The sequence below is a fragment of the Ferrovibrio sp. genome, assembly GCF_964218355.1.
Taxonomy (GTDB): Bacteria; Pseudomonadota; Alphaproteobacteria; order Ferrovibrionales; family Ferrovibrionaceae; genus Ferrovibrio.
The window spans coordinates 71822-84015 of the sequence record NZ_CAXPMC010000003.1; the positions used below are offsets into that span (position 1 = coordinate 71822).

Annotated in this window: 14 protein-coding genes; 4 read left to right on the plus strand and 10 right to left on the minus strand. The window is 66.3% G+C overall.

The window, feature by feature from the left end; translation table 11 throughout:
* Positions 1 to 7: 7 nt before the first annotated feature.
* From cysD to cysG, 6 genes are read right to left on the minus strand one after another with little or no spacing between them, the layout of a single operon-like run.
* The gene (gene cysD, locus ACEQZY_RS00670) at positions 8 to 808 is read right to left on the minus strand and encodes a sulfate adenylyltransferase subunit CysD (protein WP_341702333.1); all 801 of its coding nucleotides are present in this window, start codon (positions 806 to 808) and stop codon (positions 8 to 10) included.
* A 9-nt stretch (positions 809 to 817) separates the two neighbouring features.
* The gene (locus ACEQZY_RS00675; RefSeq protein ID WP_370151592.1) at positions 818 to 1561 is read right to left on the minus strand and encodes a phosphoadenylyl-sulfate reductase; all 744 of its coding nucleotides are present in this window, start codon (positions 1559 to 1561) and stop codon (positions 818 to 820) included.
* Positions 1558 to 2073 carry a DUF934 domain-containing protein gene (locus ACEQZY_RS00680; RefSeq protein WP_341702331.1) on the minus strand — a complete coding sequence of 172 codons (516 nt, stop codon included), beginning with the start codon at positions 2071 to 2073 and terminating at the stop codon, positions 1558 to 1560. Before ACEQZY_RS00680 ends, ACEQZY_RS00675 begins: the two co-directional genes overlap by 4 nt.
* Complete coding sequence (locus tag ACEQZY_RS00685) at positions 2060 to 3721, minus strand: nitrite/sulfite reductase (protein WP_341702330.1); 1662 nt, start codon at positions 3719 to 3721, stop codon at positions 2060 to 2062. Before ACEQZY_RS00685 ends, ACEQZY_RS00680 begins: the two co-directional genes overlap by 14 nt.
* 19 nt (positions 3722 to 3740) lie before the next feature.
* Positions 3741 to 4049 carry a DUF2849 domain-containing protein gene (locus ACEQZY_RS00690; RefSeq protein ID WP_341702329.1) on the minus strand — a complete coding sequence of 103 codons (309 nt, stop codon included), beginning with the start codon at positions 4047 to 4049 and terminating at the stop codon, positions 3741 to 3743.
* A gap of 11 nt (positions 4050 to 4060) precedes the next feature.
* Positions 4061 to 5449: a siroheme synthase CysG gene (gene cysG / locus ACEQZY_RS00695; RefSeq protein ID WP_341702328.1), complete on the minus strand. Its 1389-nt coding sequence runs from the start codon at positions 5447 to 5449 to the stop codon at positions 4061 to 4063.
* A 225-nt stretch (positions 5450 to 5674) separates the two neighbouring features.
* Between cysG and ACEQZY_RS00700 the strand changes: the two genes are divergently transcribed.
* From ACEQZY_RS00700 to ACEQZY_RS00710, 3 genes are all read left to right on the plus strand, one after another.
* A complete protein-coding gene (locus ACEQZY_RS00700) occupies positions 5675 to 6109 on the plus strand; it encodes a hypothetical protein (protein WP_341702327.1) in 435 nt (144 codons plus the stop codon).
* Positions 6102 to 7001, plus strand: coding sequence for a helix-turn-helix transcriptional regulator (locus ACEQZY_RS00705; protein ID WP_341702326.1), 900 nt, complete (start codon positions 6102 to 6104; stop codon positions 6999 to 7001). Before ACEQZY_RS00700 ends, ACEQZY_RS00705 begins: the two co-directional genes overlap by 8 nt.
* Before the next feature lie 94 nt (positions 7002 to 7095).
* Positions 7096 to 7806 (plus strand): CBS domain-containing protein, encoded by a 711-nt coding sequence (locus ACEQZY_RS00710; RefSeq protein ID WP_341702325.1) that lies wholly within the window; start codon positions 7096 to 7098, stop codon positions 7804 to 7806.
* A 4-nt stretch (positions 7807 to 7810) separates the two neighbouring features.
* Here the strand turns inward: ACEQZY_RS00710 and ACEQZY_RS00715 are convergent, their stop codons facing one another.
* Both ACEQZY_RS00715 and ACEQZY_RS00720 read right to left on the minus strand, forming a co-directional pair.
* A complete protein-coding gene (locus ACEQZY_RS00715) occupies positions 7811 to 8485 on the minus strand; it encodes a DJ-1/PfpI family protein (RefSeq protein WP_370151598.1) in 675 nt (224 codons plus the stop codon).
* A 31-nt stretch (positions 8486 to 8516) separates the two neighbouring features.
* Positions 8517 to 9611 (minus strand): quinone-dependent dihydroorotate dehydrogenase, encoded by a 1095-nt coding sequence (locus ACEQZY_RS00720; protein WP_341702323.1) that lies wholly within the window; start codon positions 9609 to 9611, stop codon positions 8517 to 8519.
* 168 nt (positions 9612 to 9779) lie between these two features.
* Between ACEQZY_RS00720 and ACEQZY_RS00725 the strand changes: the two genes are divergently transcribed.
* Positions 9780 to 10988: an acyl-CoA dehydrogenase family protein gene (locus ACEQZY_RS00725; RefSeq protein ID WP_341702322.1), complete on the plus strand. Its 1209-nt coding sequence runs from the start codon at positions 9780 to 9782 to the stop codon at positions 10986 to 10988.
* A 25-nt stretch (positions 10989 to 11013) separates the two neighbouring features.
* Here the strand turns inward: ACEQZY_RS00725 and ACEQZY_RS00730 are convergent, their stop codons facing one another.
* Together ACEQZY_RS00730 and ACEQZY_RS00735 are read right to left on the minus strand one after the other, a co-directional pair.
* The gene (locus ACEQZY_RS00730; protein ID WP_341702321.1) at positions 11014 to 11493 is read right to left on the minus strand and encodes a DUF4442 domain-containing protein; all 480 of its coding nucleotides are present in this window, start codon (positions 11491 to 11493) and stop codon (positions 11014 to 11016) included.
* Between the two features lie 23 nt (positions 11494 to 11516).
* On the minus strand, positions 11517 to 12173 hold the full coding sequence (locus ACEQZY_RS00735) for a TetR/AcrR family transcriptional regulator (RefSeq protein ID WP_370151601.1): 657 nt from the start codon (positions 12171 to 12173) through the stop codon (positions 11517 to 11519).
* Positions 12174 to 12194: the final 21 nt, after the last annotated feature.

The following is a 12194-nucleotide window of genomic DNA, read 5'->3' on the forward strand; positions in this document are numbered from 1 at the left end:
TGCATCCTTACATATAGCCGGCAACGCGCAGACGCTCGAACGCGTCCTCGGAATCGTGGTCCATGGCGCGGCCGGCGCGTTCCGGCTCGCGGGTGATCTCCAGTTCGCCGATGATCTCCTCGATATTGGCGGCGCGGCTGTCGATCGGGAAGGTGATGCCGATTTCGCCCAGCGAGCGGAAGCGCTTGCCATCGTCATTGGCGAAATACAGCGGCACGACCGGAATGCTCTCGCGCTGGATGTAGCGCCAGATGTCGATCTCGGTCCAGTGCAGCAGCGGATGGATGCGCATATGTACGCCGGGCGGCAGGTCGGCAGCGAAATGATCCCACAGCTCCGGCGGCTGGTCGCGGAAATCCCAGGCGCCGTCGTCGCCGCGCGGACTGAACACGCGCTCCTTGGCGCGGGTGGCCTGCTCATCGCGGCGGATGCCGGCGATCACGCCCTTCAGGCTGTACTGCGAGATCGCTTCCTTCAGCCCCAGCGTCTTGCGGGCGGCGATGCGCGAATTGTGCGGCAGGCCCGGATCGGTCGCCTCCAGCGGCGGGCAGGCATCCTTGATCAGGTCGAGACCCCACTCACCGGCATAGCGGTCGCGGAAGGCATAGGTCTCGGGGAATTCCAGCCCGGTATCGAGATGCATCACCGGAAAGGGAACCCGGCCGAGGAAGGCCTTCTTGGCCAGCCAGATCATCACGTTCGAATCCTTGCCCAGAGACCACAGCATGGCCAGCGGGCGGATGCGGCTGTATGCCTCGCGAAGGATATAGATGCTCTGGGCTTCCAGCGCGTCGAGATCGTCATGCATGATGGAAAATCACTCGTCCAGGGTTCTTGTCTGAGAAGGCAGCGGCGAAACGTGGATGCCGCATTCGGTCTTGTCCTGGCCGCGCCAGCGGCCGGCACGGGCATCCTCGCCGGCAGCCACCGGCTGCGTGCAGGGTGCGCAGCCGATCGAAGGATATCCCTTGGCAACCAGCGGATGGTGCGGCAGGTCATGGATGCGGAAATAGTCTGCGGTCTCCTGCGGGCCCCACGTGGCCAGCGGGTTGAATTTCAGCCGCGCGCCGTCCACCTCGACCAGCGGGATGGCACTGCGGGTGGCGGACTGGAAGCGCTTGCGGCCGTTGATCGAGGCGGCGAAGCCTTTCAGGCCGCGCTCCAGCGGCTCAACCTTGCGGATGCGGCAGCAGGCATCGGCATCACGGAACCACAGCGTGCCGGCTTCATCATTGGCAGCCAGCACCTTCTGGTCCGGCCGCAGGATGCGCAGGTCGGCCAGCCGCAGCTGCGCCGCAATCTCGTCGCGATACGCCAGCGTTTCGTCGAACAGCTTGCCGGTATCGAGGAACAGCACCGGTGTGCTGCGGTCGATCCCGGCCACCATGTGCAGCAGAACCGCTGCTTCGGCACCAAAGGACGAGACCAGGGCGATCTGGCCGGGGAACAGGTCGCGGATGGCAATCTCCAGGATCTGCTGCGGCGAGCGACCCTGCAGGCGCGCATCAAGCGCTGCTGCATATTCGTCGAGATCGAGCGGAGCGAGGGCGAGCGCACTCATTCGGCGGCCTCCGGTTTGCGCAGTTTCTGCAGGCGCAGCTGCAATGCCGTCGGACGGCCATCGGCTGCCGGCTGGTAGACGGCGCTGAAATCGCCCAGTGCTCCGGCAAGTGCTGCCGCGGCATCCGGATGGGCAAGTTCGAAGGCATCGAAACCGCTGCGATGCATGTGCCAGAGCTGGTCGCGCAGTATGTTGCCGGTGGCGCGCAGCTCGCCCTGATAGCCGAAGCGCTCACGCAGCAGGCGCGCCTGGCTGTAGGCGCGGCCGTCGGAGAATTTTGGAAATTCCAGTACGATCAGGCCGAAACGGCCGGCTTCGGGGCCGAAATCGAGGATATCCACCGTGTTGGGCAGGCGGATGCCGAGCGGTGCATTGCGGGTTTCCAGCGCCGCCCGTTCCGTCAGCCAGCGGGCATGGGAGATCAGCACCGGCCCGTCGGCGGGCAGTGCTGCGTCATCGGCTGCGGAGGTCCAGCGGTCCTCGGAGACAGTGCCGTTCTTAAGCAGCGGCATAGACGGCCTCCTTGAACGGCGCGAGGCCGACGCGGCGGTAGGTGTCGAGAAACCGTTCTTCACTGCTGCTGCGCAGGCGCAGATAGGTTTCCACCAGCGTATCGATGGCATCAACCGCCTGGTCGGCATTCAGTGCCGGGCCAAGAATGTCACCGAGTGTCGCGTTCTCGTCGGCTGAGCCGCCGAGAGTCAGCTGGTAGAATTCCTCCCCCGCCTTGTCGACGCCGAGGATGCCGATATGGCCCACATGGTGGTGGCCGCAGGCATTGATGCAGCCCGAGATCTTGATCTTCAGCTCGCCGATATCATGTGCACGCTCCCAGTTGCGGAAGCGCAGGGCGATCTGCTGGGCGATCGGGATCGAACGGGCATTGGCCAGGGCGCAGTAATCGAGGCCGGGGCAGGCGATGATGTCAGATGCCAGCCCTGCATTGGGGGTGGCGAGATCGTAGGCCTTCAGTGCCTTGTGAACGGCCGGCAGGTCGGCCTGCCTGATATGGGGCAGCACGAGATTCTGCTCGTGCGTCACCCGGATCTCGCCAAAGCTGTAGCGGTCGGCGATATCGGCCACCGCGGCCATCTGCTCGGCCGAGGCATCGCCCGGCGGCGCGCCTTCCTTCTTCAGAGATACGGTGACGATGCTGTAGCCAGGCTGCTTGTGCTTCGCCGTGTTGCGTCGTGCCCACAGGCCGAATTCGAAATCGCGGCGGAAGGCCTCGGCATAGGCCGGTGCGATGCCGGCCGGCAGGGCCTCGAAGGGCGGCGGTGCGAAATGCGCCGCAATCTGGTCGATCGCTTCCCGCGGCAGCCTGAGGGCGCCGTCGCGGCTGGCCAGCCATTCGGCCTCGACCTTTTCGCGCATCGCCTCGATGCCGATCTCGTGGACCAGTATCTTGATCCGTGCCTTGTAGAGATTGTCGCGCCGGCCGAACTGGTTGTAGACGCGCAGGATGGCTTCGAGATAGCTCAGCAGGTGCTGCTTGGGCAGGAAGTCGCGGATCGTCTTGCCGATGAAGGGCGTGCGGCCCAGCCCGCCGCCAACGATGACCTCGAAGCCGGTTTCGCCGGCGGCGTTGCGATGCATGCGCAGACCGATATCGTGCACCCGCACGGCGGCGCGGTCGTTGGGGGAGCCTGTCACCGCAATCTTGAACTTGCGCGGCAGGAAGCTGAATTCCGGATGGAAGGTCGACCATTGCCGGATGATCTCGCACCAGACGCGCGGATCCTCGATTTCGTCATGGGCGGCGCCGGCGAACTGGTCGGTGGTGGTGTTGCGGATGGTGTTGCCGCTGGTCTGGATCGCGTGCATCTGCACCTTGGCCAGATCGGCCAGCGCATCGGCGGATTCCTCCAGTTTGATCCAGTTGAACTGCAGGTTCTGCCGGGTGGTGAAATGCCCCCAGCCGCGGTCATATCTGCAGGCGATCTGCGACAGGGCGCGCAGCTGGCGGGACGACAGCACGCCATAGGGAATGGCGATGCGCAGCATATAGGCATGCAGCTGCAGATACAGGCCGTTCTGCAGGCGCAGCGGCTTGAACTCGTCCTCGCTCAGTGCACCGGACAGGCGCCGGGCCACCTGGCCACGGAATTGGGCGACGCGTTCGTCCACCAGGGTCTGGTCGATGTCGTCATACTGGTACATGGGGCGGTCTTTCCCGGATTCAGGCGGCGGGGGTGTTTTCGATGGTCGGGCCTGCTGCGCGGATACGCTCGCGGAACTGCACCGGCAGCGGCGGTGTCATGCTGTCGTCCACCGGGATCAGGTAAGGCGCGACGATCACGTTCATCTTTGCCTGCGCGGCGGCCTCAGCCAGCAGGGCGGCGCCGGCCTCGGCATTGGGGACTACCGAGGCTTCGGCAATATGCCGGCTCCAGCCGGCGGCGCGGGTCAGGTAGACGACGTCGCCACTTTTCAGGTCGTTGGCGGTAACCACCTGGGGCTGGCTGTCGAGTTTCGGGGCTTTTGCCATGCGATCCTTCCTTACGCGCGCCGCCGCAGCGGCAGGGCGGCGTTGTCGGCCTTCGCTTTCCCCGCCACCGTGCCGATCACCAGCAGCACCGGGCCGTCTCCGTGTCGTGTGGCAAGCGTGGGCAGATCGTCGAGGTGGCCGGCGCTGACGCGCTGGTCGGGCCGGGTGCCGTTCTCGATCAGGGCCACCGGCAGCGACGGGGCGATACCGGCTTCCAGCAGCCGCTCGCGGATTGTGTGGGCCTGGGCGAGGCCCATATAGACGACCACGGTTTCACCAGCACGCACCCGCTCCGTCCAGGCAAGCTGGGGTTCGCCGGCCCTGAGCTGGCCGCTGACCAGGGCGACACCGTGGCTGAGATCGCGATGGGTCAGCGGAATGCCGGCCGCCGCCGCGCAGCCCAGCGCCGCAGTGATGCCCGGGATCACCTGCACGGCTATGCCGCGGGCCTCAAGATAGTCCGCTTCCTCGCCACCGCGGCCGAACACGAGGGGATCGCCGGCCTTCAGCCGCACGACGCGGCGGCCCAGAGCCGCCTGTGCGGCCATCAGCGTGTTGATGTCATCCTGGCTCATGTGGTGATGACCGCGGCGCTTGCCGACGGCGATGCGCTCGGCATCGCGGCGGGCCAGGTCCAGCACTGCCGGGGCGACCAGGTCGTCGACCAGGATCACGTCGGCATCCTGCAGGGCGCGATGGGCGGCAATGGTCAGCAGATCGGGATCGCCGGGGCCGGCGCCGACCAGCTGCACCAGCCCGGTATTCTCCGGCTGCGGTGCGTTCAGTTCGGTCAGCAGGGCGCTGCGGGCACCGGCATGATCGCCGGCCAGCGCCTTCGCGGCGACGCTGCCATCGAAGACGCGGGTCCAGAAGCGCTTGCGCGTGGCCGGATCGGGCAGGATACGCGCCACCGTCGCCCGCGCCTCGCTGGCCAGTGCCGCGAGGTCGCCGAGCCGCGCCGGCAGCAGGCATTCGATCTGCGCGCGGATACGGCCCAGCAGCAGTGGCGCCGCGCCGTTCGATGCGATGCCGATGGTGATGTCGCCACGTTCGACAATGGCGGGAACAAGAAAATCCGAAAGCTCGGCACGGTCGACCACGTTGACCAGCAGGCCGCGGGCATGAGCCGCGGCGGCCACGGCCTCGTCGAGGGGACCGCCGGCCGCGCTGACCACCAGGCGCATGCCATCGAGCCGGGAGGGGGAGAAGGGCTCTGGAAGATGGACAAGCTGCCCGGTGGCCGCGAGGCCGGCGATTTCTGGAACGGGGGCCGCGGCTAGAACGGTGACGGCTGCGCCCGCCTTCAGCAGCAGGCGAATCTTGCGGGCGGCATTTTCGCCACCGCCGACCACGAGGACAGGGCGGTCGCGCAGGATCAGGAAGCTGGGAAAGGTCTGCATGGCAGGGCTTCTCGCCGGGTTGGGACACACCGTCTGTGCGGGGCCATATTTAACAGCCAGAATGAATAGTCAACATATTTATACGATTGTTTGTGATATAATAACTTAAATAACTATAACTAAATGTATTAATTGGATGTGGTGGTTATTACCTGCTGCGTAATTGCTAACCCTATGTTTCTGCTGAACCCTCCCTTCATCACCAACCGATGGAGGAGTACCGTCATGACCACAGATCGTACCTTGCGCCTGCTGCTGCGTGCCGATGGGGTATTTTGCATCCTGCTCGCTTTGCCCTGCCTGCTGGCTTCCGCCTGGCTCGCCGGGTTCCTGCTGCCCGGGCTGGCCACCGTGCTGACGGTGCCGACCGATCTCGCGCTGTTCGAACTCGGCATGGTGCTGGCCGGCTATGGCGCCCTGATGCTGATGCTGTCCATGCAGGGCGGTGTCAGCCCCGGCTTCGTTGCCGTTACCGCTGCGGCGGACGCTGCCTGGGTGTTCGGCACCATTCTGCTGCTGGCCTTGGCGGCACCGGTATTCAGTGGCTGGGGCATCGTTGCACTGGCGGTGGTGGCTGCGGATACCGGCCTGCTGGGCGTGCTGAAGGCGCGCAGCCTGCGTGGCGTGTGGCAGGCGGAAGCCGGGGCGGCCCATGTCTGACAGCCATCTGCGGCTGGACCGGATCTCCCTGCCGCGCGACGATGCGGCAGGGAGATTCGTCATGAGCAGCCTGACCGCCGATTCTGCCGCCAGCGCGGCCCTGCCGGCCCCGGATTTCGGCATCCTGATGCGCCAGTGGCGCCGCCGCCGGGGCCTCAGCCAGCTGCATCTGGCCGAGACCGGCGGCGTATCGCAGCGCCATGTCAGCTTTCTCGAATCCGGCCGTGCCCGCCCGAGCCGCCAGATGGTGCTGCATCTGGGCGAGCTGCTCGACCTGCCGCTGCGCGAACGCAACCGCCTGCTGACGGCCGCCGGCTTTGCCGCCGCCTATCGCGAAAGCCGGCTCGATGCGCCGCAACTGGCCGAGGCCCGCATGGCGCTCGACCTGCTGCTGCGCCAGCAGGAGCCGTTTCCGGCCATCGTGGTCGACGGCACCTGGACGATGCAACTGGGCAACCGGGCGGCGCAGCGCATGATCGGCTTCCTGCTTGGTCCCGGCGCAGCCGGCGACAGCCCCGCCAACCTGATCCGGCTGCCGCTGCATCCGAAACTGGCGCGACCTTACATCGTCAACTGGGAAGAGGTGGCGGCGGCGATGCTGCACCAGCTGCAGCGCGAAGCACTCGACAACCCGGCCGCTGCCGCCCTGCTGGCCGAGGTGCGGCGCTATCCCGATGTCGAGACTTTGTGGCGCGGGCTGGACTGGGATGCGGCGCCGCGCTCGGTGCTGACCTTCCGGGTCGAAAAGGATGGGCTGGCGCTCAGTCTGGTGACGCTGATCGCCACCTTCGGGACACCGCAGGATGTCACCCTGCAGGATCTGCGCATCGAAAGCTTCCTGCCTGCCGATGCCGCCACCGAGCGGATTTTCCGTCAGCTGGCTGAGGGATAGCGCTGTCCCGGACATTGATTCGGATCAACGACTTCGCCCTGAAAACGGCGCAATCTTCCAATATGGACAGAGGATGCACTCAGGAGGCGAAGCGATGAAAGTTGCCGACATCATGACGCCGCGGGTCGAGACCATACCGGCCGACGCCACGGTGGGACAGGCGATCCGCCTGATGCTGCAGAAGCATGTCAGCGGCCTGCCGGTGGTCGACGCCGCCGGCAAGCTGGTTGGCATGATCACCGAGGGCGACTTCCTGCGCCGGGGCGAGCTCGGCACCGCACCCCAGGCGCACTGGCTGCAGGCTTTCCTGGCACCTGCCGAGGCGGCGGATGCCTATACCCGCAGCCATGCCCGCAAGGTCGGCGAGGTGATGACCGCCGATGTGATCAGCGTCGATCCAGACGAGCCTCTCGAAGCCATCGTGAAGCTGATGGAGAAACATCGCGTCAAGCGCCTGCCGGTGCTGCGCGATGGCAGGCCCGTCGGCGTGGTCAGCCGTGCCGATCTGCTGCGTGCGTTTGCCGGCGTGATCGCCGAGACGAAGCCGGCCACCAGCAGCGATGCGGCAATTCGCGCCCATGTCCTTGCCGAGATGCAAAAGCAACCCTGGGCGCCGACAGCTTCGGTCAACGTGATTGTGCGCGACGGTGTGGTACACCTCTGGGGCAGCATATTCCAGGACAGCCAGCGCGCGGCCCTGCATGTCCTGGCCGAGAACGCACCCGGTGCCAGGGGCGTGCGCGATCACCTGCTCTGGCTGGACCCGATGTCGGGCATGTATATCGAAAGCCCCGACAAGGGCTGAAACGTCAGCCGAGCTTTGCCGCGGCCGCCTTGGTCGCCATCAGGCGCTTTTCCAGCATCGGCGCCATGGCCGGCCGCAACAGATCCAGGACCTGCTGCCCTGCCCCGGTCGGAGAACCCGCCGCGAAGGGCGGTGCCGGATCGTATTCGATGCCGAGCTGGATCGCCCTGGCCGTATCCTCGCCAGCCATCGTTGCCACCAGCGCCAGGGCGAAGTCGATTCCCGCCGTCACGCCGCCGCCGGTAACGCGGTTGCGGTCGATCACCCAGCGCTCGTGTACCGGGATGGCGCCGAGCAGGGCCAGCTGATCATGGGAAGCCCAGTGGGTGGTGGCGCGGTATCCCTTCAGCAGCCCGGCGGCGCCCAGCACCAGTGCGCCGGTGCAAACCGACGTAACCCATTGCGCGCCGGCGGCCTGCCGGCGCAGGAAATCCAGCGTCTCGTCATCCTCCATCAGGGCGATCTGGCCCGGCCCGCCGGGTACGCAGATCACGTCGCATTGCGGGCAGTCGGCAAAGCCGGTGCTTGGCAGCATCCGCAGACCGCGGTCGCAGCGCACCGGGTCGAGATTTTTCCAGACCAGGTGCACCTGTGCGCCGGGCACGCGGGCAAACACCTCGAACGGCCCGGTCAGGTCGAGCTGGGTCAGGTCGGGGAACAGCAGCAGGCCGATCTGCATGACGGGACTCCTCCGGGCTTGCCGGCGCAGTCTAGCCGCAGTCCGCACCCACCGCATCCGCAACATGGGCAAAGCCGTCGCGTTCCAGCAGCAGGGCAAGGCCGGTGAGGATGCGGCGCACCACCAGCGGACCCTCGTAGACCAGCGCAGTCAGCATCTGCACCAGCGAGCAGCCCATGCGGATTTTCGCATAGGCATCTGCCGCGCTGCCGATGCCGCCAGCACCGACAATGGCATAGCGCTGCCGGTTCATGCGCCGGTAGGTTTCGCGAATGCAGGTCTCAGCGAGCGCCGCGGCCGGCGGTCCCGCAACGGCGCCGGGCCGGTCGCGCCAGACCGCTGGTGGCGTTGTCAGGCCTTCGGGCTTCACCGGCGGCAGGTTGAACATGAAGCCGGACACGAAATCATGCGGCTCGGCGGCTTCCAGCAGGCGCTCGATGGTGGCGATGCCGCCCAGCGGCGAGACCTTGAGGAAAACTGGACAGGGCAGGGCGAGATCGGCCAGAGCAGAGAGGCAGGTCCGCAGGTTGCCGGCCTCGGCGAAGAAGTCGCGGCCATCCTCGGTATTCGGGCAGCTCAGGTTCAGCATCAGGTAATCGGCGCAGGGCGCCATCAACCGCACACCCTCAGTATACTCGGCAATGATCTGTTCAGCCGTTTCCGGCGGCGTGCCGCGCCCGCGGTTGGTTTTCACGATATTGATACCCAGTGGCACCGGCAGGCGGGTCTGCTGCAGGCGGGCGGCGATGGCCGGAATGCCGTCATTGGGCAGGCCGTAATGCACTAGGATGGCGCGGTCGTCCGGCAGGCGGAACAGCCTCGGCTGCGGGTTGCCGCGCGAGGGATCGACCGAAACCGAACCGATCTCGATGGCGCCGAAACCGAGTGCAGAGAGGACGGCGATGCCGGTGCCGCTCTTGTCGAAGCCGGCCGCGAGGCCGAGCGGGTTGGGGAAATGCAGGCCGGCGACATCCATGGCAAGGCGTGGATCGTCAACGCCGACGAGGTGACGCAGCGGCCCGGCCAGCGGGGCCAGCGCCGCGGCGGTCGCAAGGGCCAGCCGGTGCGCCCGTTCGGCTTCCAGCCAGAACAGCAGCGGACGGGCAATGCCGGTGTAAAGCCCCATATGGTGTGTCCTTCCCCTGCGGCAGAGTATAGACGGGCCGGGCCTGCGCGTCAGCCGCCTGCCGTTGCGGCAGTGCTGCCGGTTTGGCGCCGGCGCCGTCCCGTGCTAGTCTTGCCATACAAAATCCGGCAATCCGGCAGCCGCCGGCAGATATGGTCTAGGGACATCATGGATCTGAATTTCACCAAGGAAGAACTCGCGTTCCGCGACGAGGTGCGCAACTTCATCGACGAACATTTCGATGCCGAGATGCGCGCCGCCATGAAGCGCACCCGCACCGGCTACATTGCCAAGCATCTGCATATCCGCTGGCAGAAGGCGCTGAATGGCAAGGGCTGGCTGGCACCGAACTGGCCAAAGGAATATGGCGGGCCGGGCTGGACCGCCGCGCAGCGCTACATTTACGATCAGGAGATGATGTCGGCCGGCGCGCCCATCGTCGTGCCTTTCGGTCCGCGCATGCTGGCGCCGGTGATCATGAAATTCGGCACCCCCGAGCAGAAGCAGAAATACCTGCCCGACATTCTCGCCAGCAACACCTGGTGGTGTCAGGGCTATTCCGAGCCGGGTTCGGGCTCCGACCTCGCCTCGCTGCAGATGAAATGCGAGGACAAGGGCGACCATTACCTCTGCAATGGCAGCAAGATCTGGACCTCCGAGGCGCAGCATGCCGACATGATCTTCTGCCTGGTGCGCACGGCACAGGGCAAAAAGCCGCAGGAAGGCATTTCCTTCATCCTGATCGACATGAAGACTCCGGGCGTAACCGTGGCGCCGATCGTCACCATCGACGAGCCGGGTGCGCATATGCAGGAAGTCAATCAGGTTTTCTTCGACGATGTGAAGGTGCCGAAGGAGAATCTGGTTGGCGAATGGAACCAGGGCTGGACCTGCGCCAAATACCTGCTGGAATTCGAGCGCGGCAATGCCTATTCGGGCAGCCTGAAGCGCGGCCTGCAGCGCATCCGCCGCACCGCCGAGGCCGAGATGGCCGGTGGTGGCCAGCCGCTGATCGCCGATCCGGCCTATGCGGCACGGCTGGCGCAGATCGAGATCGAGGTGATGGCACTGGAGATGACCGAACTGCGCATCCTCGGCCAGCTGTCCAGCGGCCAGAATGTCGGTGCCGCCTCGTCGATCCTGAAGACCCGCGGAACCGAGCTGCAGCAGGCGGTCACCGAGCTGGGCGCCGAGACGGTCGGCTATTACATGCTGCCCTTCACCCCGCTGGTGGAGGGTGGCAACGAACCGACCATCGGCCCCGATTATGCCGACGGCGTAGCCCAGCGCTATCTGAACATGCGCAAGGTCTCGATCTATGCCGGCTCCAACGAGATCCAGCGCAACATCATGTCGAAGCTGATCCTCGGCCTGTAATTATGGCGGATATGCCAGCCCGGCATCAGGCCGGGCCGGTCTTCCAGCGCGGACGACCCACCATCACCAGCTCGCCATCGGCATCGCGCAGTTCGATGCGGCCCTCGCGGTCTGCCGGCATCGACCAGTCGACCGGATCCACCTCGCAATAGGCGGTGATCGGGCCACGTGCCTTTTTCAGATACTGGCTGTCGAAGCCGGTGACGATCCAGCGCGTGCCTTTCGGCGGCTGGCGGCTCATCAGCGCGAGATTGCCCGTCATCTCGGCAAGGTTGGTCAGCGCCACGGCATGCAGCGAACGCAGATGATTGCGCAGGCGGCGGCGATCCGCCATGCGGATTTCGGCCACACCCGGCGCCAGCGTCAGCACCTCGGCGCCGATGCTGCCGGCATAAGGCACGACGAAACCGATCAGCCGGCTGAACAGGCTGCGACCGAAAGGCAGGCGGCGCAGGCTGTCCCAGCGGCGCAGGGTCGGGTTGATATCCATGGCGGTGGCGGTCATTGCGAAGGCCCTTCTTCGGAAAATCAGGCGTGCGACTGGCCGGCAGTTCCGGCAAGTGCCGCCCAGATCAGATCGCTGAGCTTGCGGGCGGCGGCCTCCGGCTTCTGGCTGGTGCGGCCATCGAGCCACAGCCGCAGCCAGGCCTGCACCGGACCGACCACCAGGCTGAGCAGCAGCTCCGGCGGCAGGGCGCGGATCGATCCCGCGGCCATGGCCGGCTTCAGCCGCGCCAGCAACGGCCGCAGGAAATCGGCGGTACCGCGCTGCAGATCGCTTTCCGTTGCGATGACATCCGGATCGCGGCGGTATTCGGCGAGAAACCGGGCGGCCGCCGGATTGGCCACGGCCCAGGCGATATGGGTCGCCACGAATCCGTCCAGCAGGCTGCGGGCATCGTCGCGACGGGTCAGTTCGGCGGCCAGCACTGCCCGGTAGCGCTCCAGCAGATCGGCATAGAGGGCGGCCATCAGGCCTTCGCGGCTGCGGAAATGGTGATACAGGCTGCCGATCGATATCCGCGCGGCGTCGCGCACCTGCTCGATGGTGGTGGCCGATGGGCCCTGGCGGTCGAACAGCTCCAGCGCTACCGCGAGTGCCCGGTTGCGGCTGTCGCGCCGGTCGCTGCCGGCTGGGGCGGGCGGTGTTCGGGGGGGCGCGGCCAGGCGTCTGGAATCCGTCATGGCCACGGTTATATCGCGATT